This is a genomic window from Acidovorax sp. GW458-11-26-14-TSB4 (assembly GCF_059423865.1).
Window position 1 is genome coordinate 16399 of the sequence record NZ_JBWKYR010000031.1, and the last position, 23989, is coordinate 40387.

A 23989-nucleotide genomic window follows, 5' to 3' on the forward strand; every position below is an offset into this window, starting at 1 on the left:
GCGGCTTCGGTTCAAGAGGGGTTGGACGCCGCCTGGGCGGCGCGCAAGGCCTCCCGCTCGGCGGTGGTTTTCGCCACTTTATCGCGGATGTAGCGTGGCAGGGCATCGCTCGCAGCCATGGCGCCGCCCGCGGCCAGCAGGGCCGGGGCCAGGCGCAGCAGCGCTGCGGCGGTGGGAAGGGCCGGTACATGCGGTGCCTGGGGGGCCAGGCGTTCGCCGTAAGGCGTGCGCGCGTTGCCAGCCACGCTCCACCCCGCGGGTACCTCCACGGTCTCGGGGGCACCCAGTCCGAAGTCGGCATCGGCCTGCCAGCGATGCTCGGCGGGCAACCATTCGCAGCGGGCACTGTAGACCTCGTCCATGCGTGCGTCGAGCACCGCCACCACCTGCGTGCAGCCGTGGCGCTGGCGTGCCTCCTCGGCCACCGCCAGCAAGGTGTCCACGGGCAGCACCGGTACGCCCGCACCGCCGCGCGCGCCGAACGCCAGGCCCTGGGCCACGGCACAGGCCGTGCGCAGGCCCGTGAAGGAGCCCGGTCCGCGGCCGAAGACGATGGCGTCCAGCGCCGCGAACGACAGGCCGGCCTCGGCCAGCAGGCGGTTGATGGTCGGAATCAGCACGGCCGAGGCCTGCGCACCGCCGGGGCCGGTGTGCTCGCGCACCAGGTCCCCGTGCTGCACGGCGATGGACAGGATGTCGGTGCTGGTATCGAAGGCAAGCAGGTTCATGGGAGGGGCAGGCAGCACATCAGGCCGCAGATTTTCCGGAAGCGGTGGGCAGGGCGGCGGGCGCGGGGCTCTTGCGCAGCACGCCCATCAGGATACCTGTGGTCACGAGCGCCAGGCCCGCGCCCAGGTTCCAGTGCAACGGTTCGCCCAGGAACAGCACCGCGCCGATGGCCGACAGCCCGGGCACCAGCGCCGTGATCATGGTGCTGCGCACGGGGCCGTAGTGCTGGATCATGCGCGTGAAGGCGATGCCCGAGATGACCACCGAGCCCCCGCCCTGGAATACCAGATGGAACAGGATTTCGCTCCAGGGTGCCTCACGCAGGTGGCTGGTGACCGTGCCCAGCGCCACCAGCACGCCCCAGACGGGCACATACAGCAGCAGCGCGAAGGCGGTGATGGCGATGGTGGCCTGCACCGCGTCCACCGCGAGGCGCCGCGCCTGCACGCTGTAGGTGGCCCAGCACGCGGCCGCCAGCATGAACAGCAGGTCGCCCTTCCACACCTCTCCCCCGGCAAAGCCCGACAGCAGGCTGCGCCCACCCACCAACAGGTCGCCGGCCACGATGAGCGCCAGGCCCAGCGCGCGCAGGGGCGTGATGCGCTCGTGCAGCACCACCATGGCCAGCAGGGCCGTCCACAGCGGCAGGCTGCCGGGCATGAGCACGGCGGCGTGCGTCGCCGGGGCGTGGAAGAAGCCTGTGTAGGCCAGCACGGCGTACAGCACGCCGCCGAAGACACCCAGCAAGGCGGTGGTGGACAGGGGCATCGGCGAGATGCCGCCCAGGCTGGAAGCAGGGGCGCTGGCGCCCATTTGCGCCCGCCGGCGGCGCACCTGCCACCAGCCCCAGGGCACCAGCACCAGGCTGGCGCCGACGATGCGCAGCAGCGAGATGTCCAGCGGCGCAAGGCTGCGCTGTGCCGAGGCACGGGCAATCACGATGAAGCTGGTCCAGATGGTGACGGTCACCAGGGCCGCGAGCAGGCCCATGGCGCGGGGGGAAAGGCGCATGGGGGGATTATCGGCGCGCCGGGGAGGCCGTGCCGGTGGCGGGCGATAGACTACCCGTCCATGTTCTCCATGCCTTCGCTGTCCCGTCTGTCCCTGACCTCCCTGGCGCCCCTGGCCGTGCTGCTGTGGGCCACGGCGCTGCCCGCTGCCCGGGCGCAGGCCCCATCGCAGCTCCCGCCCGAAGTGGAGGCTGCCCTCTCCCGCGCCCGCCTGCCGCGCGAGGCGCTTTCGGTGCTGGTGGCCGATGCCCAGGCCGGCCCACGCCAGGCGCCACGCCTGGCGCACCGCACCCAGGTGCCGATGAACCCGGCGTCGGTGATGAAGCTGGTGACCACCTACGCCGCGCTCGACCAGCTCGGGCCGGCTTACACCTGGAACACGCCCGTCTACGTGCAGGGCACGGTGCAGGACGGCAGCCTGCGAGGCAATGTCTACATCCAGGGCCAGGGCGATCCCAAGCTGGTGATGGAGCGCCTGTGGCTGTTGCTGCGCCGCCTGCAGGCCCAGGGCATCCAGGTCATCGTGGGCGACATCGTGCTCGACCGTACCGCCTTCGACGTTCCCGAGCAGGACCCTGGCAGCTTCGACAACGAGCCCCTGCGGCCTTACAACGCCGCGCCCGATGCCCTGCTGGTGAACTACAAGTCGCAGGTGATGACCTTTGTGCCGGACGCGGCGGCAGGCCTGGCGCGCATCCAGTACGACCCCCCGATGGCCGGTGTGCAACGCCAGGCTTCCGTGGCGCTGGCCGCCCCCGGGGCGGACTGCGGCGACTGGCGCGGAGCCCTGCGCGCAGAACTCTCCGATCCGGCGCGCATCGCCTTCCAGGGCGTGTTTCCGGCCAGTTGCGGCGAGCGCGTCTGGCCGATTGCCCCGGCGGACCCGCGCGGCTTTGCAGCGCGTGCTGTGGAAGGGATGTGGCGCGAGGTGGGCGGCAAGCTCACCGGCAGTGTGCGCGATGGCAAAGTGCCGGCCGGGCTCAAACCCGCCTTCGTGGCCACCTCTCCGGCGCTGGCCGAGGTGGTGCGCGACGTCAACAAGTACAGCAACAACGTCATGGCCCAGCAGGTGTTCCTCACGCTGGCCCTGGGTAACAAGGGGGCTGCTGCCAGCTTCGACGGCGCGCGCGAAGCGCTGCGCCGCTGGTGGCAGCTGCGCTTTGGCGACGCCGACCAGCCGGTGGCCGACAACGGTGCCGGCCTGTCCCGCGATGCGCGCATCACGGCCCAGGGCCTCGCGCGCATGCTGCAGTCCGCCTGGGCCTCGCCGGTGATGCCCGAACTGGTGTCCTCCCTGCCCATCGCCGGGGTGGACGGCACCTTGCGCCGCAGCCAGGCCCGCGGGGCGGCCCACCTCAAGAGCGGCAGCCTGCGCGATGTGATGGCCGTTGCCGGCTACGTGCATGGCGCCAGCGGCCGGCGCTACGTGCTGGTGGCAATGGTCAACCATGCCAACGCCGGGGCCGCCCGCCCGGTGCTCGATGCGCTGACCGACTGGGCGGCGCGCGACCAGTAGGCGGCGGCTCGGGCGGAATGGGCGACCCTGTGTCCCCCAGGCGTCCGCAGGCCCTCGTATTCCCTAATGGCGGCTCTGGCGCTGGTGCGCGCAGGATGCGGCGTTGCCATTGAATGACAGAAACTGCACAGAGAGAGGATTGCGCCCATGAAGTACTTTCGCCTGACCTGTATCGCCGCGGTAGCGGCCCTGCTCGCCGCTTGCGGGGGCTCCGACGAGAACGGACGCGGGGACCTGATGGAGCCGCCCACCGTCCTGACCACGCTCACCGCCGCCCAGATCGATGCGGGCACCACGTCCAGCGGCCTCAGGGCCATTGCCGGCAAGGCCAGGTGCGACGTCAAGGTGGTGGCGCTCAACTACTACACGGCTGGCGTCAAGGCCGGCGAACTTACCAACGCCTCGGGCGTGATGCTGGTGCCTGCGGGCAGTTGCAGCACCGAGAGGACCGCCCTGCTGGCCTACGCCAAGGGCACCGATGTGCAAAAGCCCCGCACCCTGGCCAACCCGCAGGACAGCGAGACCTTCCTGCTGGCCGCGATGTATGCCGCGCAGGGCTATGCCGTGGTGGCCACCGACTACCTCGGGTTCGCCAAGTCCGGCTACAGCTACCACCCCTACCTGCATGCCGATTCGGAAGCCACCTCGGTGATCGATTCGGTGCGCGCCGCGCGCAAGGCATCCGCCTCGGTGGGGGGCAACCTGTCGGGCCGCATCCTGTTCACCGGGTACTCGCAGGGCGGCCATGCCTCCATGGCTGCGCACCGTTCCGCCGAGCGCGACTACGGAAACGAGTTCGACGTGGCGGCCGGCGCCCACCTGGCAGGGCCCTACAACCTCTCGGGCTCGCTGCGCATTCCCGATGCGATTGCGGGTGTGCAGTTCTTTGTGCCCTACCTGGTGACGGCCTGGCAGAAGGTCTACGGCAATATCTACAGCGACGTGAAGCTGGCCTTCAAGGCGCCCTACTCGAACTACATCGAGACCCTGCTGCCCAACCCGACGATGAACTACACCACGCTGGTGACCTCGGGCGCCCTGCCGTCCGGCACACCCAACCAGGCGCGCGATGCGGTGTTCCAGCCCGCATTCATCGCCAGCAGCCAGACGAACCCGAACGACCCGCTTTACCTCGCTGCCCAGAAGAACGACATCCTGGGCTGGACCCCCAAGTCGCGCGTGCTGCTGTGCGGCGGTTCGGGCGATCCCACAGTGCCGCCCGCCGTGCACCAACGGGTGATGGCCGCCGATTTCGCCGCCCGCGGCGTGACCAACGTGATCTCGGTGGACGTGGACAGTGCCATCCAGGCCACCTTTGGTCCCGGTGGCACAGCGCCCACCGATCCGGCCTCTGCGGCCTTCGCCACCTACTACGGCGCCTACCACGGCACCTATGAACCCCCGTTCTGCCATGCCCAGGCACGCGCTGCCTTCGACGTCATCGTGAAGTAGGCGCACCGGTTCTGCCCGCATCCAAAGCCGACCTTCGGGTCGGCTTTTTTCATGGTGCCCGGCTTGGTAGTTTCCCGGGCGGTCAACCGGAGGGGGCGGGGGTACGATGGTAGTTGCAAAAAAGCACGGTCGTGCTTTTTGTAATCGTCTTATCTGGAGAACTCCCTTGATCCCACAACAATGCAAGACAGCCCTCTCGGTGCTGGCAGCAGCCTGCCTGCTGGCGGCCTGCGGTGGCGGCGGCTCGGACACCGCGCCTGCGGCACCGGTGACCTCGGTGAAAGTGGCGGGCGACAGCCTGGCCGACAGCGGCACCTTCGGCTTCAAGGCCACGGTGCAGGGTACGGCAGCCACGGGGGCCGGCTCCACCCCGATCTGGCCCGAGCGCGTGGCCACCAGCTATGGCCAGACACTGTGCGCGCACTACCTGTTCAACGGCACGGCGTTCGTCGCCAACAACAGCTGCTCGAACTACGCCGTGAGCGGCGGCCGCATCAACAACTTCACCGCGCCGACGTCCCCGGTCTCCATCACCCAGCAGCTCAAGGACCTGGGGAACGCCGGCTACAGCGCGGCAGACCTGGTGCTGGTCGATGGCGGCGGCAACGACGCGGCCGACTTGGTGGGCGCTTACTTGCGCGCCTCTGCAGACAACGGGCAGGCCTATGCGGCCATGCTCACCAGCGTGCTGCCCGCAGCCACCGTCAACACGGCCCTGGCCGGCGGTGCCGCGGGCCTGGCGCAGATCGGCGGCGCCTACATGCAGGCGCTGGCCCAGCAGTTCGCCGCGACCGTCCGGGCCAACACGGTAGCCAAGGGGGCGCCGCGCGTGGCTGTGCTGAACGCGCCGGGCATCACCCGCACGCCCCGCTTCCAGATGGTGCTGGGCTCCATCGCTGCCCAGCGCGGTGCCGACGCCGCGAAACAGGCCGAAGCCCTGTTCGACGGCTGGGTCCAGGCCTTCAATGCGCAGTTGGCCACCAGCCTGGCCGGCGACGCCAAGATCGTGGTGGTGGACTTCTACACCTCGTTCAAGGACCAGTCGACCAACCCCGGCCAGTACCAGCTCACCAATGCCACCACGCCCGCCTGCCCGGCCACGGGCATGGGCAGCGATGGCCTGCCGACCTACAGCTTTCCGACCTGCACCGCGGCCGCGCTGTCTGCCATGGCACCCCCGGCCGGAGCCACTGGAGGAGCGGACTGGTGGAAGAGCTACGGATTTTCCGACAGCTTCCATCCCACGCCCTACGGCCACCAGCTGATCGGGCAACTGGTCTCGCGCTCGCTGTCGCGCGCTGGCTGGCTCTAGGCCGCCACCGTGATCTCCGCATTTTCCAAGGAGTTTTCCATGCACCACTTTTCCCGGCTGGGCTTGGCAACGGCAGCCCTGCTGCTTGGCGCTGGCGCCTCGGCACAGGTCGCCGGCACCTTCAGCGTGCGCGCTGGCTTCACCCACATCGCCCCGCAGGTCAAGAGCGGCAACCTCAGTGCCCCGAGCTTCCCGGGCACCACGGTTGACGTGGGCAATGCCACCTCGCTGTCGGGCGGTGTGAACTACATGGTGACCAACCACTGGGCCATCGACGTGCCCCTGGCGCTGCCCTTCAAGCACGACATCGAGGGCGACGGCGCCATCGCCGGCGTGGGCAAGCTCGGCGAGACCAAGGTCCTGCCGGTCACCGTGTTCGCGCAGTACCGCTTTGCCGAGCCCGACGCGAAATTCCGCCCGTATGTGGGGCTGGGCCTGACCTACAGCCGCTTCTTCAAGACCCGCACCACGGCCACCCTGAGCGGCCTGACCGGCGGCACCCCGGCGCGCCCCACCACGGCCTCGGTGGACAACAAGTGGGGGCTTACGCCCCAGATCGGCTTTGTCTGGAGCATCAACGAGCGCTGGTCGCTGGACGCCGCCTACTACAAGAGCTTCCTCAAGACCACGACGCACCTGTCGTCGGGCCAGTCGATCACCACGCGGCTGAACCCCGACGTGATCGCCATCGGGGTGGGCTACCGATTCTGAGGGCGCGTCCGGGATGCAAAAAGCCGACCTCCGGGTCGGCTTTTTTTCGTGGGCTGCAGCCGCAGGGCTTACCAGCGCGCGCGCAGGCGGTCGTAGGCGTAGTTGCCGAACTGGCGCTGCGCGTTGGGCGTCAGGTACACGCTGTCGGCGAACACGTAGGAGTCCTGGTTGGCACCCGTCAGCAGGGTCGAGGGCGTGCACAGGGCCGAATTGACCTGGCCGGCGCCAATGCCGATGCCGTTGGTGGTGTCCAGCGAGGTGCACACGGGCGTGGTGGCGTTGTTGAAGCCGTAGTTGGCGGGGGTGCCGACATACAGGTTCACGTAGTAGGCCGAGTCCACGTAGAGCACGTTGGCGCCCAGGTCGACGATGCTCACCAGCAGGCCTTCGTTGAAGCGGCTGCTGGCGTCGCTCAGCAGGGCCTCGCGGTTGATGGCCTTGGCCCAGGGCGTCTTGCCCAGGTCGTAGGTACCGGTGACGACGACGTTCTTGGCGCCTGCTGCGACCAGGCGGCGCACCTGGGTGGCCAGGTCCTGGCCGGCCTTGCGTGCAGCAGCCACCATGTCGGTGGTGCTTTGCGTGCCGGCCGTCACGGCGGCCATGCCGGCGATCACGTCGCTCGGTCCGCCGTTGATCACGATCAGGTCCCCGGTGGCCAGGCCGCCGGCCGCCAGGAAGGCGTCGATCTGCTCGGTCACCGTGGGCGTGGCCGCCACACCGGCGGCATCGGGCTTGATCGCCACGCGTGCATTGCCCACGGCATAGCTGCGGCCGCCGGCCGTGGACGATGCGGCCAGGGTCTTGCCGTAGCGCGATGCGATCTGCAGCGTCCAGTTGTTCACGCTGCCATCGTTGACCGAGTAGCGCGTGCCCTTTTGGCCGACGTCGCTGTAGGCGTCACCGAAAGCCACCAGGCGTTCGGGGTTGAAAGCCGACTCCGTCGTGCTCGAACCGCAGGCCGCAAGCAATGCGGCCGACGCGCATGCGGCCACCAGTACGGTGCGGCGCATCCAAGTTGCTGCCATGTATTTCTCCAGAAAATGGGGTGTTAGTTTAACGACGCCGTGTCAAGGCGTGTAAAGGCTTGTCACGGAGCGACTTTGGACAGAGTGCGGCGCCCGGCGCGGGTTCCCTTGGCGTCACGCGGCGGCGGCCCGCTGCAACCGGTCGCGCACACCTTCCCACTCGGGGCCCGAGGGGGGGGTCTCGATCCAGATCAGCTTGACCCCTTCGTCGTCGAAGCTGCGCAGCACGGCAAACAGCTGCTGTGCGGTCGCGGCCGCATCATCGGGCATGCGGCGCATGACCAGGCGTGACGAGCGGGTGCGCAGCGCCGTGCGCGCATAGACCGCCATGTGGGCCGCATCGGCGCCCAGCAGGTCCAGTCCGGTCTGCAGCGCCTTGGCATCCATCAGCCGCACCTTGGCGTTGGGGGCGTAATGGGCCTCCAGCGTGCCCGAGGCGCGGGGCGTGTGCGCGGGCAGATCTTCCCTGGACAGCGGCTGCATGCCGCAGGCCTGTGCGATCTGCGCGCGCGTGATCGCGCCGGGCCGCAGCAGCACCGGCTGGCCGCGCGTGCAGTCCACGATGGTCGACTCGATCCCCACGCCGCACGGCCCGCCATCGAGCACCAGCAGGTCCTCGCCCAGCTCGTCGGCGACATGCCGGGCGGTGGTGGGGCTCACACGGCCGAAGCGGTTGGCGCTGGGGGCGGCCACGCCCCACACGGGTGGGCCGCCGAGTTCACTGCCATCGCCCGGGGCTGCGCAGGCGAGCAGCAGGGCATGGGCCACGGGGTGGGCGGGGCAACGCAGGCCCACGCTGCCCTGGCCGCCGGTGGCCGCAGTGGCCACGCCGGCCAGGCGCGGCAGGATGATGGTCAGCGGGCCGGGCCAGAACGCGTCGACGAGCGCCTTGGCGAAAGCCGGGATCTCGCGGGCGAAATGGGCGATGCCTGTGGCGTCGGCCACGTGCACGATCAGCGGATGGTCGCTGGGCCGGCCCTTGGCGGCAAAGATCCGGGCCACGGCGGCATCGCTGCTGGCATCGGCTGCCAGGCCATACACCGTCTCGGTGGGCAGGCCCAGCAGGGCGCCGCTGCGCACCGCGCGGGCGGCGGCGGCAATGGATTCGGGCTGGGTGCCGTCAAGGATCATGGGGGCTGGCTCAGAAAGGCGCAATGCCCAGCAAGGCGGCAGCCTTGAGGGCGGTGGCGCGCGCCGCGTCGGCGCTGTCGGCGGTGATGTTCAGGTGCCCCATCTTGCGCCCGCGCTTGGCGTCGCGCTTGCCGTACAGGTGCAGGTGGGTGCCAGGCAGGGCCAACACCTCGGCCCAGGGCGGGGTCTGTGCGCTGCCGTCGGCGGCAAACCACAGGTCGCCCAGCAGATTGAGCATGACCGCGGGGCTGTGCTGGCGCGGCTGCGTGAGCGGCAGGCCGGCCATGGTGCGCACCTGCAGCTCGAATTGCGAGACATCGCAGGCATTCTGGCTGTAGTGGCCGCTGTTGTGTGGGCGTGGGGCGATCTCGTTGACCACCAGGCTGCCATCCTGCAGCACGAAGAACTCGACGCACAGCACGCCCACGTAGGACAGGCCCACGGCGATGGAGATGGCGCCGGCAATGGCTTGGCGCGCCAGCGCATCGGGCAGGTTGCCGGCGTGCACCTCGGTCACGGCCAGGATGCCTTCGCGGTGCAGGTTGCGCTGCACCGGCAGGTGCACACAGGCGCCGTCGGCACCGCGCGCCACGATGACCGAGCATTCCAGCGCCAGCGGCAGCATCTTTTCGAGCACGCAGGCCACCTGGCCCACGGAATCCCAGGCGGCGGCGAGTTCGGCGGCGGTCTTCACCCGCACCTGGCCCTTGCCGTCGTAGCCCATGCGCGCGGTCTTGAGGATGCCGGGCAGGAGGTCTGTGGGGACGGCGGCCAACTGCTCGGCGGTCTCGATCACCGCGTAGGGCGCGCAGGCCACGCCGCAGCGCACGAAGTGGGCCTTTTCCTGCGCGCGGTCCTGGGCCACGGCCACGGCGCCCGCAGCAGGCGAGACCGGGCGCAACGCGCCCAGCGCCGCCAGGGCGGTGGCGGGCACGTTCTCGAACTCGGTGGTCACGGCATCGGCCACACGCGCCAGCTCGGCCAGGCCGGCGGCGTCCTCGTAGCCGGTCTCTATGTGGTGGTGGCTCACCAGGCCGGCGGGGCTGGTGGGGTCGGCGTCGAGCACGGCCGTGAAGTAACCCATGGTCTGGGCCGTGTGCACGAACATGCGGCCCAGCTGGCCGCCACCGAGCACGCCCAGCGTCGCCCCAGGAAGAAGAGGTGCGGACAACGTGGTCATGCGGCGGGGGAGGGCAGGGCCATGTTGCGCGCCACCTCGGTCTGCTCGGCGCGGAAGGCCTCCAGGCGCTGGCGCAGCCCGGGGCTCTCGCTCGCCAGCAGCGCCACCGCGAACAGGGCCGCGTTGGCGGCACCCGCCGTGCCGATGGCGAAGGTCGCCACGGGGATGCCCTTGGGCATCTGCACGATGCTGTGCAGCGAGTCCACGCCCTGCAGGTGGCGGCTGGCCACGGGCACGCCCAGCACCGGCACGGTGGTCTTGGCGGCGATCATGCCGGGCAGGTGGGCGGCACCGCCGGCACCTGCGATGATGGCCTTCAGGCCCCGGCCTGCAGCGGCCTCGGCATAGGCGAACATGTCGTCGGGCATGCGGTGCGCCGACACCACGCGCGCCTCGTGGGCGATGCCGAATTGCTCAAGAATCTGCACTGCATGCTGCATGGTCTCCCAGTCGCTGCTGGAGCCCATGACCACGCCGATCTGGATGGGTTTCATGGTGTGTGTGGGGGCGCCCCGGCGGACTGGGGTCCGCTGCGGCGCTGTAGGTGGAACCCCCGATTTTACGATTTGCGATGGCCCCCCTGCCACGGGGTTGTTTCAATGCGCCAAAATAGCGCCAACTTGCTTCACCGGCCCTGGGCCTCCGACCATGATTGATGTCACCGTAGAAAATTTTGAAGCCGAGGTGATTGCCGCCTCGATGGAAGTGCCCGTGCTGGTGGATTTCTGGGCGCCCTGGTGCGGCCCCTGCAAGTCCCTCGGCCCGGTGCTGGAAAAGCTCGAGACCGAATACGAGGGCCGTTTCCGCCTCGCCAAGATCGATTCCGACCAGGAGCAGCAGCTGGCCGGCATGTTCGGCATCCGCAGCATTCCGACCTGCGTGCTGCTCATGAACGGCCAGCCCGTGGACGGCTTCATGGGTGCACTGCCCGAGGGCAAGGTGCGCGAATTCCTCGACAAGCACGTGCCCACGGCCGAAGCCCTGGAAGCCGAGGAACAGGAGGAGGAAGCCCAGGATGCGCTGGCCGGCGGCGACACCGAGACCGCGCTGGAGAAGCTGCAGCACGCCGTGGCCACCGACCCGGGCAACGACGATGCACGCTTCGACTACGTCAAGCTCTTGCTGCAACTGGGCCGCGACGATGACGCCAAGGTGGCATTTGCCCCGGTGATCGCCAAGGCACCGAACTCGCGCAAGATCGCCGCGCTCAAGGTCTGGATGGACGCCATCGACACCGTCGCCACCACCGAAGGCGCTGGCGACGCCGCCGCCTTCGAGGCCAGGATCGCCGCCAACAAGCGCGATTTCGACGCCCGCCTGGCCCAGGCGCGCTGGCTCATCACCGAGCAGCGCTGGACCGATGCCATGGACGAGCTGCTGGAGATCCTCATGCGCGACAAGGCCTGGGGCGACGAGGTGGCGCGCAAGACCTACGTCGCCATCCTGGAGATCATCGAGCCGCCCAAGGCCAAGGTGGCCGACGGCCAGATTCCGCCCGATGATCCGGTCGTCGCGACCTACCGCCGCCGCCTGTCCAGCGTCGTGCTCAGCTGATCGGCATCCACCATGCAAAAAGGCTCCCTCGGGAGCCTTTTTCATTGCCGGAGTGCGTGCGCTCAGCCGACGAGGCGTTCCAAGGCCTCGCGGTATTTCGCCGCGGTTTTCTCGATAACTTCGCGCGGCAGGCGTGGCGAGGGGGGCGTCTTGTCCCAGGGCCTGCCGTTGACCTGGGCCTGCTCCAGCCAGTCGCGCACGAACTGCTTGTCGTAGCTTGGCGGGTTCTGGCCGGCGGCCAGCGCGGCCTCATAGCCTTCCACGGGCCAGTAGCGCGAGCTGTCGGGCGTGAGCACTTCGTCCATCAGCACCAGCGTGCCATCGGGCGCCAGGCCGAACTCGAATTTCGTGTCGGCAATGATCATGCCCTTGGTCAGGGCGATCTCGGCCGCCGCCTTGTAGATGGCGATGCTCAGGTCGCGGATCTGCGTGGCCAGGGGCAGGCCGATCATCTCCACGGTGCGCTCGAAGGTGATGTTCTCGTCGTGCTCGCCGGCGGCGGCCTTGGCGGCCGGGGTGTAGATGGGCTCGGGCAGCTTGGCTGCATTCGTCAGGCCCTCCGGCAGGGGCACGCCGCAGACCGAGCGCGACTCCTGGTACTCCTTCCAGCCGCTGCCGGCCAGGTAGCCGCGCACCACGGCTTCCACCGGGATGGGCTTCAAGCGCTGCACGAGCATCGAGCGGCCGCGGATCTGCGCGGCCTCGGCCGGGGTGACCACGCTCTCGGGGGCATCGCCCGTCAGGTGGTTGGGGCAGATGTGGCCGAGCTTGTCGAACCAGAACAGCGCCATCTGCGTGAGCAGCTCGCCCTTGCCGGGGATGGGCTCGCCCATGATCACGTCGAAGGCCGAGAGGCGGTCGCTGGCCACCATCAGGATGCGGTCGTCGCCCACGGCGTAGTTGTCGCGCACCTTGCCGCGTGCCAGCAGCGGCAACGAGGTCAGGGCGGAGGTGTGCAGGGCGTTGGAGCTGGGCTGGGTCATGGTGTCGGTGTGGGGCAGTCGATGTCCGCTGCAGGCCCGGGGAAGGGGAGGGCGCGCACCCGCGCGGCCACGTTCTCTGTACAGCAAGCCGATTTTACGCGCCGGGGCGGCGGGCAAGGTGCGGCAAGGACTTGTGGCGTGCCCCAAGGGGCGGCACACTGCCGGGTTCGCCTTCCCCCTGCCCTTGCCGGCAATCCCCTGTGCCCACCTCCCATCCGCTTTCTCCCCGCCGCGAATTGTGGCTGCTTCTGACCCTGGCGGGCGTGCAGTTCACCCACATCCTGGACTTCATGATCATGATGCCGTTGGGTCCGCAGCTCACGCGCATCTTCTCGATCACGGACGCACAGTTCGGCCTGCTGGTCTCGGCCTATACCCTCTCCGCGGGAGCCTCGGGCCTGCTGGCCTCGACCTACATCGACCGCTTCGGCCGCAAGCGCCTGCTGCTGGTGCTGTACGCGCTGTTCGGCCTGGCCACGCTGGCCTGCGGCCTGGCGCCCACCTATGCCACGCTGATGGTGGCCCGGGTGCTGGCCGGCATGTTTGGTGGCGTGCTCTCGGCCCTGTGCCAGACGGTGGTGGCTGACGTGGTGCCCTTCGAGCGGCGCGGGCGGGCCATGGGCATCGTGATGACCTCGTTCTCGGTGTCCACGGTGGCCGGCGTGCCGCTGGGGCTGGTGCTGGCCGAACATGGCGGCTGGCACATGCCGTTCTTCGCGATTGCCGCCATGTGCGTGGTGCTGCTGGTGTTTGCCGCACGCACGCTGCCGACGATGGATGCCCACCTGGCGGCAGGCCAGCAGCGCACGGCATTGGGCGGCATTGCCGAAGTGTTCAGGGACTCCAACCACCGGCGCGCCTTTGTGTTCTCGGGCCTGCTGATGTCCACCGGTTTCACGGTGATCCCCTACATCACGATCTACATGCAGGCCAATGCCGGCGTGCGCACCGACGAGGTGCCGCTGATCTACCTGTGCGGCGGGGTGGTGACCCTGTTCACCGCGCGCCTGTTCGGGCGCCTGACGGATGCGCGCGGCAAGGTGCGCACCTTCCGCTGGCTGGCCCTGGCCGTCGGGCCGTGCCTGCTCGCCATCACCACGGTGCATGGCGTGCCGCTGTGGGCGGTGCTCACGGTGTCCACACTGATGTTCGCCTTCATGAGCGGGCGCATGATCCCGGGCATGGCCATCATCACCTCGGCCGCCAACCCGCAGCTGCGCGGTACCTTCATGACGCTCAATGCCTCGGTGCAGTCGGCGGCCATGGGCGTGGCATCGCTGGTGGGGGGCGTGCTGATCAGCCGCGACGCCCAAGGGCTGGTGCAGGGCTACTGGATGGCCGCCGTGGTCGGCACCGTGGCCAGCGTGCTGTCCATCGTGGTGGTGGGGCGGCTGGTGCTGCATGGGGCAGCGCCGGGGACTGCAGGAAAGGCCTGACCTGCCGACTCAGCCATTGTGCGCCCTTTTCGGGCCGCTGGCACCTCGGGCGGCATAACCCAGCAGGCGGGGGCGGTATGGGATTGCATTTCGGTGACAGCGGGCGCATAGTGAACCCGTCGATGGATGCATCCAAGTTCGCCAGGCCGCAACTCTGATCAAGGGCGGCCATTCGTTCCACAGTGAGCCACAGGAGACTTATTTATGAACTTGACGATCAGCGGTCACCACCTCGAAGTTACCCCAGCCCTGCGCAGTTATGTGACGACCAAGCTGGACCGGATCAATCGGCATTTCGACCAGGTAGTGGACGTCAAGGTGCTGCTGACAGTAGAGAAGCAAAAGGAAAAGGAAAAGCGCCAGCGAGCGGAATGCAACATCCATGTGAAGGGCAACGACCTGTTTGCCGAAAGTTCCCACTCCGACCTGTATGCTGCCGTGGATGAACTGGTGGACAAGATGGACCGCCAGGTGGTGCGCCACAAGGACCGCCTGCAGGACCACCACCACGAAGCTGCCAAGCGCGAAATGCACGCCTGAGCGTTGCATTGCGGCCCACAGCAACCGCCCCTGGAGGCGGTTTTTTTGTGGCCCCTTGTAAATTGCTCAGGGTTTTTGCCAATATGTGCATAATTGTTACCTCTGACCATGAACCGACTCGCCTCCATCCTGCCTCCCGCCCAAGTGCTTGTGAGCGTGGACTCCACCAGCAAGAAGCGTGCTTTTGAAGAGGCGGGTCTGCTGTTCGAGAGCCAGCACGGGCTCTCGCGTGCCCTGATCACCGACAGCCTGTTCGCGCGCGAACGCCTGGGCTCCACGGGGCTGGGCCATGGCGTGGCCATCCCGCACGGCCGCATCAAGGGCCTCAAGGCCCCCATGGCGGCAGTGTTCCAGCTCGCCCACCCCATAGGCTTCGATGCCCCTGATGAAATGCCGGTGGCGCTCCTGATCTTTCTGCTGGTGCCCGAAGCGGCGACCCAGAAGCACCTGGAGATCCTGTCGGAGATTGCCGAGCTGCTGAGCGACTCGGTGCTGCGCGAAAAGCTCAAGGCCAGCACCGACGCGGCCGAACTGCACGGCATGATTGCCGGCTGGCAGTCCACCCAGGCCGCCTGAGCCCCACGGCACCGCGCTCACCCCCCCCGCAGCCCGCCGTGAAGCCCAATGTTGTCAGCGCCGACGTCCTGTTCGAGGAGTTCCGCAGCGCCCTGAAATGGGAATGGGTCGCGGGCCTCGGTGCCTCCGAGCGCCGCTTCGACGAAGTGGCCGTGCGCTCCGCCCGCTCGGGTGCCGACCTGGTCGGCTACCTCAACTACATCCACCCCTACCGGGTGCAGATCCTGGGCGAGCGCGAGATCGCCTACCTGAGCAATGCCTCGCCCGACGACTGCAAGCGCCGCATCGCCCGCATCGTGACGCTGGAGCCGCCGGTGCTGGTGCTCGCCGACAACCAGACCGCGCCCGATGCGCTGGTCTCCATGTGCGAGCGTGCGCAGATCCCGATGTTCTCCACGCACGAATCGTCGGCCTTCGTGATCGACGTGCTGCGGGCCTACCTGTCCAAGCACTTCGCCGACCGCACGACCATGCACGGCGTGTTCATGGACATCCTGGGCCTGGGCGTGATGATCACCGGCGAGTCGGGCCTGGGCAAGAGCGAACTCGGCCTGGAGCTGATCTCGCGCGGGAACGGCCTGGTGGCCGACGATGCGGTGGACCTGTTTCGCATCAACCAGACCACCATCGAGGGCAAGTGCCCCGAACTGCTGCAGAACCTGCTGGAAGTGCGCGGCATCGGCCTTTTGGACATCCGCGCCATATTTGGCGAAACGGCCGTGCGCCGCAAGATGCGCCTCAAACTCATCGTGCACCTGGTGCGCAAGGAAACCCTGGAGCGCGACTACGAGCGCCTGCCCTACGAGCCGCTCACGCAGGACGTGCTCGGCGTGCCCGTGCTCAAGGTGGTGATCCAGGTGGTGGCTGGCCGCAACATCGCCGTGCTGGTCGAGGCGGCCGTGCGCAATACCATCCTGCAGCTGCGCGGCATCGACACCTACCAGGAGTTCGTCGAGCGCCACCGCCGCGCCATGGAGCGCGACACCGGCGGCTAGAGCTCAGGCCGCCAAAACTGTCGCGGCCGAGGCCAGTGCTCCCGCGCAAGGGCCGCCCCGCCGCGCTGGGAGCGTCCCCCTTTCAGGGGGAAGGCGCGAAGCGCCTCAGGGGGTCATTTCTTGGCACAATCGGCGCACTGGCCGTAGAGCGCCATGGTGTGGTCCTGCACCAGCCAGCCCTTGGCCTTGGCCACGATCTGCTGGCGCTTTTCGATCTCGGGGTCGTAGAACTCTTCCACCTTGCCGCAGGACGTGCAGACGAAGTGGTCGTGGTGCTGCCCCTCGTTGAGCTCGTACACCGCCTTGCCGCTCTCGAAGTTGCTGCGGATCAGGATGCCCGCCTGCTCGAACTGCGTGAGCACGCGGTACACCGTGGCCAGGCCGATGTCCGAGCGCTCTTCGAGCAGCACACGGAACACGTCTTCGGCCGTCATGTGGCGCTGCGTGCCCTTCTGGAAGATCTCCATGATCTTCAGGCGCGGCAGGGTCGCCTTGAGGCCGGTGCTTTTGAGTTCGTCGATGTTGGTCATGGATGGGTCCTGGTTGCCGGTGTCCCGGGATCAGTAGGGGGCAGGAGGCTGCCGCTACAATGGTTTGATCATATCCTCAGCCCTTTCCCCCATGCCAGTCAAAGCCCGTATCAATGCCCGCCTGGGCTGGATCCTGTTGGTGGGTGCCGCCGCCGGTACCCTGGCGGGGTGCAGCAGCCTGGACAGCGCCAGCCGCCGCGTGGCCAGCGTGGTCACGCCCTACAAGATCGATGTCGTGCAAGGCAATTTCGTCTCGCGCGAGCAGGTCGAGGCCTTGAAGCCCGGCATGAGCCGCCAGCAGGTGCGTGAAATCCTGGGCACCCCCCTGGTGACCAGCCTGTTCCACGCCAACCGCTGGGAGTACGTCTTCACCCTGAAGAAACCTTCGGCCGAACTGCAGACCCGCAAGCTCACGGTGTTCTTCGAGGGCGACGTGCTGGCCCGCTCGGAGGGCGACGAAATGCCTTCGGAGACCGAGTTCGTCGCCTCCCTGGACGGCGGCCGTACCGGCAAGAAGGGCAAGGTGCCTGTGCTGGAAGCCACCGAGGACCAGTTGTCGCGGTACCCCGCCCGCAAGGCCGAAACGCCTGCCGAGAAGGCCGCCGACGCCGCCCCGCAGGAAATGGCACCCACCCGCTACCCGCCGCTCGAAGCCCCCGGACGCTGAGCGGGCGGCAGCCGCAGCCCCCGCGGGGGGCTTTTTTCATTGTCACTGGTCTGCGGACCACTACCAGCGAACCCAGAGAAACACATGGCAGGGAATACATCGACAGCCTCCAACCCCGTGCGCGTGGCCATTGCCGGCGCATCGGGCCGCATGGGCCGCATGCTCATCGAGGCCGTGCGCGCCACCGATGACTGCGTGCTCGCTGGCGCACTTGACGTGGCCGCCAGCCCCGGCATCGGCTCGGACGCCACCGCCTTCCTCGGCCATGCCAGCGGCGTGGCCATCACCTCGGACATCAAGGCCGGCCTGCAGAACGCCGACGTCCTGATCGACTTCACCCGTCCCGAGGGCACGCTGGCCCATCTGGCGGTGTGCGCCGAGCTGGGCGTGAAGATGGTCATCGGCACCACCGGCTTCTCCGACGAGCAGAAGGCCGAGATCGCCGCCCTGGCGCGGCGCACGGCCGTGGTCATGGCGCCCAACATGAGCGTGGGCGTCAACGTCACGCTCAAGCTGCTGGAAATGGCCGCCAAGGCCATGGCTACCGGCTACGACATCGAGATCATCGAAGCCCACCACCGCCACAAGGTGGATGCGCCCTCGGGCACCGCGCTCAAGATGGGCGAAGTCATTGCCGAGGCCATGGGCCGCGACCTCAAGGAATGCGCCGTCTACGCCCGCGAAGGCATCACTGGCGAGCGCGATCCGTCCAGCATCGGCTTTGCCGCCATCCGCGGGGGCGACATCGTGGGGGACCACACGGTGCTGTTCGCGGGCGTCGGCGAGCGCATCGAGATCACGCACAAGTCCAGCAGCCGCACCACCTACGCCCAGGGCAGCCTGCGCGCCGTGCGCTACCTGGCAGCGCACAAGACCGGCCTGCACGACATGTTCGCCGTGCTGGGCCTGAACTGAGTCCCGCCCGGCGCATGGATGCATTCCACTGGTGGCGGCAGGGCGATGCGGTGACGCAGGGCACGGCCCTGCTGCTCTTGGGCATGTCCGTCGCCAGCTGGGTGGTGATCGTCTGGAAGCTGCGCCTGCTGCGCCGTGCCAGCGCCGACGTGGCGCGCTGCGTGGCCGCCGTCTGGCAGGCGCCGTCGCTGCCCGAGGCCGCGCAACGCCTGCAATCGTTTGACCGCCTGCAACTGGTGTTGCCCATGGTGGCGGCCGTCAACACCGTGGCCGACCAGGCGTCTCCCGCCGCCCTGGCCTCCATGGGCAGCCTGTCCCAGCGCCTCACGCGCGTGCTGCGTGACGCCCTGCACGCGGTGCTGGGCCGCCTGCAGTTCGGCCAGGTGCTTCTGGCCACCGTGGGTTCCACCGCCCCTTTCGTGGGCCTGCTGGGCACCGTCTGGGGCATCTACCATGCGCTCTCGGCCATGGCGGGTGCCGGGCAGATCACCATCGACCGCGTGGCCGGCCCGGTGGGCGAGGCCCTGGTCATGACCGCGGCCGGCCTGGCCGTGGCGATCCCAGCCGTACTGGCCTACAACGTCTGCGGACGGCTCATCGGGCGCATCGAGGCCGATCTGGAAGGGTTCGCCCGGGACTTGCGCGAGTTGCGTACCGACATGGCGCACGGGGCCGCCCCCGTGGGCAAGGTGGCCGAATGAGCTTCGGCAGGCTGGAGCGCACCCCGGGCTCCCAGCCCATGAGCGACATCAACATGACGCCGCTGGTCGACGTGATGCTGGTGCTGGTGGTGATCTTCATCCTCACGGCGCCCCTCATGGCCAGCTCCATCCGGCTGGACCTGCCGCGCGCAGACGGCACGGCCTCCGGCGCGCCCGCCAAGGCGGTGACGCTGGTGGTGGACCGCACCGGCCAGGCTTTCCTGGACGACCAGCCGCTGGCACAGGCCGCACTGGCCGAGCGCCTGCAGCGCATCGGCGCCACGGCGCCCGACACCGAAGTGCAATTGCGTGCCGACGCCGCCGTGCCCTATGGCCGCATCGTCGAGGTCATGGGTGCGGCCCACGCCGCCGGCCTGCAGCGCATCGGCTTCGTGGCCGAGCCGCAGGCCGCCGCAACGTCCCCGAGAGCCCCCTGAAACCTGGCCGGCCGGGCGAGCGCACTGCGTGGTGCGCCCGACAGCCTAAAATCCGCGCAGCGCAGTCCTGTGGCTGCACCCTACTGACCCGAGCCTCCATGCAAGATAAATACTCTCCCCAAGAGGTTGAGCGCGCCGCGCAAGACCACTGGACCGCCCGCGATGCCTACCGCGTGGTCGAAGACGCGAACAAGAAGAAGTTCTACGCCTGCTCGATGCTGCCTTACCCCAGCGGCAAGCTGCACATGGGCCATGTGCGCAACTACACCATCAACGACATGCTCACGCGCTACCTGCGCATGAACGGCCACAACGTGCTCATGCCCATGGGCTGGGACGCCTTCGGCCTGCCGGCCGAGAACGCGGCGCTCAAGAACGGCGTGCCCCCTGCCAAGTGGACGTACGAGAACATCGCGTACATGAAGAAGCAGATGCAGGCCATGGGCCTGGCGATCGACTGGTCGCGTGAAGTCGCCACCTGCGACCCCGAGTACTACCACTGGAACCAGTGGCTGTTCCTGAAGATGCTGGACAAGGGCATCGCCTACCGCAAGACCCAGGTCGTGAACTGGGACCCGGTGGACCAGACCGTGCTGGCCAACGAGCAGGTCATCGACGGCAAGGGCTGGCGCACCGGCGCCACGGTGGAAAAGCGCGAGATCCCCGGCTACTACCTGAAGATCACCGACTACGCCGAAGAACTGCTGGACTTCGTGACCGGCGACAAGCTGCCCGGCTGGCCCGAGCGCGTCAAGTTGATGCAGGAGAACTGGATCGGCAAGAGCGAGGGCGTGCGCTTCGCCTTCCTGCACGACATCAAGGGTGATGACGGCAAGGCCATCGGCGATGGCCGCATGTACGTCTTCACCACGCGTGCCGACACCATCATGGGCGTGACCTTCTGCGCCGTGGCGCCCGAGCACCCGCTCGCGGCCCATGCCGCGCGCAGCAACCCGGCCGTGGCGGCGTTCATCGACGAGTGCAAGAGCGGCGGCACCACCGAGGCCGAACTCGCCACGCAGGAAAAGAAGGGCGTGCCCACGGGCCTGTTCGTGACCCACCCCATCACCGAAGAGCAGATCCCGGTGTGGGTGGGCAACTACGTGCTCATGGGCTATGGCGACGGCGCCGTGATGGGCGTACCCGCGCACGACGAGCGCGACTTCGCCTTCGCCCTCAAGTACGACCTGGAGATCAAGCAGGTGGTGCTGGTCGATGGTGAGCACTTCAACTACCACCAGTGGAACGACTGGTACGGCGACAAGCAGCGCGGCGTGACCATCAACTCCGACAGCTTCAGCGGCATGGGCTACAAGGAGGCCGTGGCCGCTGTGGCCCACGCCCTGCAGGCCAAGGGCCTGGGCGAGACCAAGACCACCTGGCGCCTGCGCGACTGGGGCGTGTCGCGCCAGCGCTACTGGGGCACCCCCATCCCCATCATCCACTGCGAAGAGCACGGCGCCGTGCCCGTGCCCGAGAAGGACCTGCCGGTGGTGCTGCCCACCGACTGCGTGCCCGACGGCTCGGGCAACCCGCTGCACAAGCACGAGGGCTTCCACGCTGGCGTGACGTGCCCGGTCTGCGGCAAGGCCGCACGGCGCGAGACCGACACCATGGACACCTTCGTGGACAGCTCGTGGTACTTCATGCGCTACTGCGACCCGAAGAACAACGATGCCATGGTGGCCGATGGCACGGCCTACTGGATGCGGGACCAGCAGGCGGCTGCGGGCGGCAGCGGCATGGACCAGTACATCGGTGGCATCGAGCACGCCATCCTGCACTTGCTTTACGCACGCTTCTGGACCAAGGTCATGCGCGACCTGGGGCTGGTCAAGGTGGACGAGCCGTTCACCAAGCTGCTCACCCAGGGCATGGTCCTCAACCACATCTACTCGCGCCGCACCGACAAGGGGGGCAAGGAGTATTTCTGGCCCCATGACGTCGAGCATGTGCACGACGAGGCGGGCAAGATCATTGGCGCCAGGCTCGTCAATGCGGTTGGTGACCTGCCTGTGGGCACGGCCATCGACTACGAGGGCGTGGGTACCATGTCCAAGTCCAAGAACAATGGTGTCGACCCCCAGGACCTGATCGAGAAATACGGTGCCGACACGGCTCGCCTGTACACCATGTTCACGGCCCCGCCCGAAGCCACGCTGGAGTGGAACGACGCCGCCGTCGAAGGCAGCTACCGCTTCCTTCGCCGGGTATGGAACTTCGGCTTCAAGCTCGCCGCCATTGACCGCGAAGCGGCGCTGGCCAGCGTGGCCGGGGCCTCGAGCCTGGCGGACGTGCAGTTCGGCAAGGAGGCCAAGGCCCTGCGCCTGGAGATCCATACCGTGCTCAAGCAGGTGGACTACGACTACCAGCGCATGCAGTACAACACCGTGGTCTCGGGCGCGATGAAGATGATCAACGCGCTCGAAGACTTCAAGGCCACCGACTCGGCCGGTGCCCAGGTGGCGCTGATCGAGGGCTTCGGCATCCTGCTGCGCAGCCTGTACCCGGCCACGCCCCACATCGCCCATGCGCTGTGGAGCAGCCTGGGCTATGCCAGTGCCCTGGGCGAACTGCTCGATGCACCCTGGCCCCAGGTGGACCCCGGTGCCCTGGTGCAGGACGAGATCGAGCTCATGCTCCAGGTCAATGGCAAGCTGCGTGGCTCCATCCTCGTGCCGGCCCAGGCCGACAAGGCCGAGATCGAGCGCATCGCGCTGGCCAGCGAGGCTTTCACCGCCCAGGCCGCCGGTGCCGCGCCCAAGCGCGTGATCGTGGTGCCCGGGCGTCTGGTGAACGTGGTGGTGTGAACATGATGCACAAGCGCACCCTGCTCACGCTGGCGCCTGCCGCGCTCTTGCTCACGGCCTGCGGGTTCCGCCTGCGCGGCGTGCCCGAGTTCTCGTTCGACGTGCTGTTCATCGCAGCGCCCAACGCTTCCACGCTGGCGCGTGAGCTGCAGCGCACGCTGGAAGGTTCGGGCACCAAGCTCACCGTGCTGCGCGACCCCGTGGACCTGCCCAAGGCCCAGGTCGGGCTGGAGCTGCTGTCCGAGCAGCGCGAGCGCATCGTCGTCGGGCAGAACGCTTCGGGCCAGGTGCGCGAACTGCAACTGCGACTGCGCGTGAAGTTCCGCGTGCGCGGCTCCAACGGCAGCGAGCTGATCCCCGAGACCGAACTGCTGCAGCAGCGCGACATCAGCTACAACGAAACCATCGCCCTGGCCAAGGAGGCCGAAGAGGCGCTGCTGTACCGCAACATGCAGACCGACATCGTGCAGCAGCTGCTGCGGCGTCTGGCGGTCGTGAAAAGGTAGCCCCCTGAGGCGCTTCGCGCCATCCCCCCACGGGGACGCACCCGGTGCGGCGGGGCGGCCCTTGCACGGGGGCTCTGGCATCGGGTGCGCCAGTTTCGGGTGTTGCGCGCATGCGGCACCACCGAGAAGCCGAAGCCCTCATTTCAGCGGCGGTATCCGCATCAGGGTGCTCTTGCCGAAGAGTGATTCCACCAGGTCAACGGCCACCTCGGCCGTCTGGTTGCGCACGTCCAGGGCCGGGTTCAGCTCCATGATGTCGAGCGAGGCCAGGCGGCCGCTGTCGGCAATCATCTCCATGCACAGCTGGGCTTCGCGGTAGGTGGGGCCGCCGGGCACGGTGGTGCCCACGCCTGGCGCAATGCCGGGGTCGAGGAAGTCCACGTCGAAGCTCACGTGCAGGTGGGTGTCCTCGTCCATGCCGGCCAGGGCTTGCTGCATGGCCTGGCGCATGCCGATCTCGTCTATGGCGCGCATGTCGAACACCTCCAGCCCCTGCTCGTGCACCAGGCGCTTCTCGCCCGCATCCACACTGCGGATGCCGATCTGGCGCACCTGCTGCGGCATGAGCGCCGGGCCGCCGCCAGGCATGCCGGCCAGGCCCGTCAGCTCCACCGGCCCCAGGCCGCACAAGCAGGCCACCGGCATGCCGTGCACATTGCCGCTGGGGGTCAAAGCGCTGGTGTTGAAGTCGGCATGGGCGTCGAGCCAGAGCACGCGCAGCTTCTTGCCGGTCTCGGCGCAATGGCGTGCCACGGCGCTGATGCTGCCCAGGCCCAGGCAGTGATCGCCGCCCAGCAGGATGGGCAGGCGCCCCTGCTGCAGCTCGGCGTACACCGCATCGAACACCAGCTGGTTCCACTGCACCACCTCGGGCAGGTGGCGGTAGCCGTCCACCGGCGGCTGCCAGGGGTTGGCCGGGCCGTTCAGGTTGCCCCGGTCCACCACCTGCAGGCTGTGCCTTTCCAGGGCCGCCTGCAGCCCTGCCACGCGCAGGGCTTCGGGGCCCATGGATGCGCCGCGCGCGCCAGCGCCTATGTCGGTGGGGGCGCCGATCAGGCTGGCGGCCAGCAGCGATGCGGGGGAGGAGGTCATGCGAAAAAGCCTTTGTGGGGGTGAAAGAGGGCTGCTGCGGCACGGGTAGCGCCGTAGCGCGGGCAGGGCGTTATTGTGGGTGCGTGGACGCGCAATGCAAAGCCAAAGGCCTGTGCAATTCTTGCCATGGATTGATCACTTTGTTCCATTGCATTGGCATTTTGTGGGTTGCGAAGTCCTG

General features: G+C 68.3%; 24 protein-coding genes. 15 read left to right on the top strand and 9 right to left on the bottom strand.

What is annotated here, in order from left to right:
- Positions 1-11: 11 nt before the first annotated feature.
- Both tsaB and AC07X5_RS30170 read right to left on the bottom strand, forming a co-directional pair.
- Entirely contained in the window at positions 12-728 is a 717-nt protein-coding gene (tsaB, locus tag AC07X5_RS30165) for a tRNA (adenosine(37)-N6)-threonylcarbamoyltransferase complex dimerization subunit type 1 TsaB (RefSeq protein WP_409957808.1), read from the bottom strand.
- A gap of 19 nt (positions 729-747) precedes the next feature.
- A complete protein-coding gene (locus AC07X5_RS30170; protein WP_494773141.1) occupies positions 748-1740 on the bottom strand; it encodes a DMT family transporter in 993 nt (330 codons plus the stop codon).
- 60 nt (positions 1741-1800) lie between these two features.
- Between AC07X5_RS30170 and dacB the strand changes: the two genes are divergently transcribed.
- From dacB to AC07X5_RS30190, 4 genes are all read left to right on the top strand, one after another.
- The gene (dacB, locus tag AC07X5_RS30175; protein WP_409957810.1) at positions 1801-3255 is read left to right on the top strand and encodes a D-alanyl-D-alanine carboxypeptidase/D-alanyl-D-alanine endopeptidase; all 1455 of its coding nucleotides are present in this window, start codon (positions 1801-1803) and stop codon (positions 3253-3255) included.
- Positions 3256-3402: 147 nt separating this feature from the next.
- On the top strand, positions 3403-4707 hold the full coding sequence (locus tag AC07X5_RS30180) for a lipase family protein (protein WP_494773142.1): 1305 nt from the start codon (positions 3403-3405) through the stop codon (positions 4705-4707).
- Positions 4708-4876: 169 nt separating this feature from the next.
- The gene (locus AC07X5_RS30185; protein WP_494773167.1) at positions 4877-6019 is read left to right on the top strand and encodes an SGNH/GDSL hydrolase family protein; all 1143 of its coding nucleotides are present in this window, start codon (positions 4877-4879) and stop codon (positions 6017-6019) included.
- 39 nt (positions 6020-6058) lie between these two features.
- Positions 6059-6730, top strand: a complete 672-nt coding sequence (locus tag AC07X5_RS30190; RefSeq protein WP_494773143.1) for an OmpW/AlkL family protein — start codon at positions 6059-6061, stop codon at positions 6728-6730.
- A 68-nt stretch (positions 6731-6798) separates the two neighbouring features.
- On the opposite strand, the gene AC07X5_RS30195 is transcribed toward AC07X5_RS30190, so the two are convergent.
- From AC07X5_RS30195 to purE, 4 genes are all read right to left on the bottom strand, one after another.
- Positions 6799-7755, bottom strand: coding sequence for an SGNH/GDSL hydrolase family protein (locus AC07X5_RS30195; protein WP_494773144.1), 957 nt, complete (start codon positions 7753-7755; stop codon positions 6799-6801).
- 114 nt (positions 7756-7869) lie between these two features.
- On the bottom strand, positions 7870-8886 hold the full coding sequence (locus tag AC07X5_RS30200) for an L-threonylcarbamoyladenylate synthase (protein WP_494773145.1): 1017 nt from the start codon (positions 8884-8886) through the stop codon (positions 7870-7872).
- Between the two features lie 10 nt (positions 8887-8896).
- Positions 8897-10066: a 5-(carboxyamino)imidazole ribonucleotide synthase gene (locus AC07X5_RS30205; protein ID WP_494773146.1), complete on the bottom strand. Its 1170-nt coding sequence runs from the start codon at positions 10064-10066 to the stop codon at positions 8897-8899.
- A complete protein-coding gene (purE, locus tag AC07X5_RS30210) occupies positions 10063-10560 on the bottom strand; it encodes a 5-(carboxyamino)imidazole ribonucleotide mutase (RefSeq protein WP_494773147.1) in 498 nt (165 codons plus the stop codon). Before purE ends, AC07X5_RS30205 begins: the two co-directional genes overlap by 4 nt.
- 154 nt (positions 10561-10714) lie before the next feature.
- On the opposite strand from purE, the gene trxA reads away from it, so the two are divergent.
- Positions 10715-11620: a thioredoxin gene (gene trxA, locus AC07X5_RS30215; RefSeq protein WP_494773148.1), complete on the top strand. Its 906-nt coding sequence runs from the start codon at positions 10715-10717 to the stop codon at positions 11618-11620.
- Between the two features lie 62 nt (positions 11621-11682).
- On the opposite strand, the gene AC07X5_RS30220 is transcribed toward trxA, so the two are convergent.
- Positions 11683-12603, bottom strand: coding sequence for a phosphoribosylaminoimidazolesuccinocarboxamide synthase (locus AC07X5_RS30220; protein WP_494773149.1), 921 nt, complete (start codon positions 12601-12603; stop codon positions 11683-11685).
- A 200-nt stretch (positions 12604-12803) separates the two neighbouring features.
- Between AC07X5_RS30220 and AC07X5_RS30225 the strand changes: the two genes are divergently transcribed.
- The 4 genes from AC07X5_RS30225 (at position 12804) to hprK (ending at position 16150) form a co-directional block, all read left to right on the top strand.
- Positions 12804-14039: an MFS transporter gene (locus tag AC07X5_RS30225; protein ID WP_494773150.1), complete on the top strand. Its 1236-nt coding sequence runs from the start codon at positions 12804-12806 to the stop codon at positions 14037-14039.
- A gap of 204 nt (positions 14040-14243) precedes the next feature.
- Positions 14244-14579 (top strand): ribosome hibernation-promoting factor, HPF/YfiA family, encoded by a 336-nt coding sequence (gene hpf / locus AC07X5_RS30230; RefSeq protein WP_007857535.1) that lies wholly within the window; start codon positions 14244-14246, stop codon positions 14577-14579.
- 108 nt (positions 14580-14687) lie between these two features.
- The gene (locus AC07X5_RS30235) at positions 14688-15155 is read left to right on the top strand and encodes a PTS sugar transporter subunit IIA (protein WP_007857534.1); all 468 of its coding nucleotides are present in this window, start codon (positions 14688-14690) and stop codon (positions 15153-15155) included.
- A 38-nt stretch (positions 15156-15193) separates the two neighbouring features.
- Positions 15194-16150, top strand: a complete 957-nt coding sequence (gene hprK / locus AC07X5_RS30240; RefSeq protein WP_007857533.1) for an HPr(Ser) kinase/phosphatase — start codon at positions 15194-15196, stop codon at positions 16148-16150.
- Positions 16151-16263: 113 nt separating this feature from the next.
- On the opposite strand, the gene fur is transcribed toward hprK, so the two are convergent.
- Complete coding sequence (gene fur, locus AC07X5_RS30245) at positions 16264-16680, bottom strand: ferric iron uptake transcriptional regulator (protein WP_494773151.1); 417 nt, start codon at positions 16678-16680, stop codon at positions 16264-16266.
- Positions 16681-16771: 91 nt separating this feature from the next.
- On the opposite strand from fur, the gene AC07X5_RS30250 reads away from it, so the two are divergent.
- The 6 genes from AC07X5_RS30250 (at position 16772) to AC07X5_RS30275 (ending at position 22716) form a co-directional block, all read left to right on the top strand.
- Positions 16772-17347, top strand: coding sequence for an outer membrane protein assembly factor BamE (locus AC07X5_RS30250; RefSeq protein ID WP_409961292.1), 576 nt, complete (start codon positions 16772-16774; stop codon positions 17345-17347).
- A gap of 84 nt (positions 17348-17431) precedes the next feature.
- A complete protein-coding gene (dapB, locus tag AC07X5_RS30255) occupies positions 17432-18262 on the top strand; it encodes a 4-hydroxy-tetrahydrodipicolinate reductase (protein WP_494773152.1) in 831 nt (276 codons plus the stop codon).
- Positions 18263-18276: 14 nt separating this feature from the next.
- The gene (locus AC07X5_RS30260; RefSeq protein ID WP_494773153.1) at positions 18277-18963 is read left to right on the top strand and encodes a MotA/TolQ/ExbB proton channel family protein; all 687 of its coding nucleotides are present in this window, start codon (positions 18277-18279) and stop codon (positions 18961-18963) included.
- The gene (locus tag AC07X5_RS30265) at positions 18960-19400 is read left to right on the top strand and encodes an ExbD/TolR family protein (protein WP_494773154.1); all 441 of its coding nucleotides are present in this window, start codon (positions 18960-18962) and stop codon (positions 19398-19400) included. Before AC07X5_RS30260 ends, AC07X5_RS30265 begins: the two co-directional genes overlap by 4 nt.
- 98 nt (positions 19401-19498) lie before the next feature.
- Positions 19499-22210 carry a leucine--tRNA ligase gene (gene leuS, locus AC07X5_RS30270; RefSeq protein WP_494773155.1) on the top strand — a complete coding sequence of 904 codons (2712 nt, stop codon included), beginning with the start codon at positions 19499-19501 and terminating at the stop codon, positions 22208-22210.
- 5 nt (positions 22211-22215) lie between these two features.
- Complete coding sequence (locus AC07X5_RS30275) at positions 22216-22716, top strand: LPS-assembly lipoprotein LptE (RefSeq protein ID WP_494773156.1); 501 nt, start codon at positions 22216-22218, stop codon at positions 22714-22716.
- Positions 22717-22854: 138 nt separating this feature from the next.
- Here the strand turns inward: AC07X5_RS30275 and rocF are convergent, their stop codons facing one another.
- Positions 22855-23808: an arginase gene (rocF, locus tag AC07X5_RS30280; RefSeq protein WP_494773157.1), complete on the bottom strand. Its 954-nt coding sequence runs from the start codon at positions 23806-23808 to the stop codon at positions 22855-22857.
- Between the last annotated feature and the right edge of the window lie 181 nt (positions 23809-23989).

Coding starts and splice junctions, on each gene's coding strand:
- tsaB (WP_409957808.1), bottom strand. CDS start 728: ATGAACCTGCTTGCCTTCGATACCAGCACCGACATCCTGTCCATCGCC.
- AC07X5_RS30170 (WP_494773141.1), bottom strand. CDS start 1,740: ATGCGCCTTTCCCCCCGCGCCATGGGCCTGCTCGCGGCCCTGGTGACC.
- dacB (WP_409957810.1), top strand. CDS start 1,801: ATGTTCTCCATGCCTTCGCTGTCCCGTCTGTCCCTGACCTCCCTGGCG.
- AC07X5_RS30180 (WP_494773142.1), top strand. CDS start 3,403: ATGAAGTACTTTCGCCTGACCTGTATCGCCGCGGTAGCGGCCCTGCTC.
- AC07X5_RS30190 (WP_494773143.1), top strand. CDS start 6,059: ATGCACCACTTTTCCCGGCTGGGCTTGGCAACGGCAGCCCTGCTGCTT.
- AC07X5_RS30195 (WP_494773144.1), bottom strand. CDS start 7,755: ATGGCAGCAACTTGGATGCGCCGCACCGTACTGGTGGCCGCATGCGCG.
- AC07X5_RS30200 (WP_494773145.1), bottom strand. CDS start 8,886: ATGATCCTTGACGGCACCCAGCCCGAATCCATTGCCGCCGCCGCCCGC.
- AC07X5_RS30205 (WP_494773146.1), bottom strand. CDS start 10,066: ATGACCACGTTGTCCGCACCTCTTCTTCCTGGGGCGACGCTGGGCGTG.
- purE (WP_494773147.1), bottom strand. CDS start 10,560: ATGAAACCCATCCAGATCGGCGTGGTCATGGGCTCCAGCAGCGACTGG.
- trxA (WP_494773148.1), top strand. CDS start 10,715: ATGATTGATGTCACCGTAGAAAATTTTGAAGCCGAGGTGATTGCCGCC.
- AC07X5_RS30220 (WP_494773149.1), bottom strand. CDS start 12,603: ATGACCCAGCCCAGCTCCAACGCCCTGCACACCTCCGCCCTGACCTCG.
- hpf (WP_007857535.1), top strand. CDS start 14,244: ATGAACTTGACGATCAGCGGTCACCACCTCGAAGTTACCCCAGCCCTG.
- AC07X5_RS30235 (WP_007857534.1), top strand. CDS start 14,688: ATGAACCGACTCGCCTCCATCCTGCCTCCCGCCCAAGTGCTTGTGAGC.
- fur (WP_494773151.1), bottom strand. CDS start 16,680: ATGACCAACATCGACGAACTCAAAAGCACCGGCCTCAAGGCGACCCTG.
- AC07X5_RS30250 (WP_409961292.1), top strand. CDS start 16,772: ATGCCAGTCAAAGCCCGTATCAATGCCCGCCTGGGCTGGATCCTGTTG.
- dapB (WP_494773152.1), top strand. CDS start 17,432: ATGGCAGGGAATACATCGACAGCCTCCAACCCCGTGCGCGTGGCCATT.
- AC07X5_RS30260 (WP_494773153.1), top strand. CDS start 18,277: ATGGATGCATTCCACTGGTGGCGGCAGGGCGATGCGGTGACGCAGGGC.
- AC07X5_RS30265 (WP_494773154.1), top strand. CDS start 18,960: ATGAGCTTCGGCAGGCTGGAGCGCACCCCGGGCTCCCAGCCCATGAGC.
- leuS (WP_494773155.1), top strand. CDS start 19,499: ATGCAAGATAAATACTCTCCCCAAGAGGTTGAGCGCGCCGCGCAAGAC.
- AC07X5_RS30275 (WP_494773156.1), top strand. CDS start 22,216: ATGCACAAGCGCACCCTGCTCACGCTGGCGCCTGCCGCGCTCTTGCTC.
- rocF (WP_494773157.1), bottom strand. CDS start 23,808: ATGACCTCCTCCCCCGCATCGCTGCTGGCCGCCAGCCTGATCGGCGCC.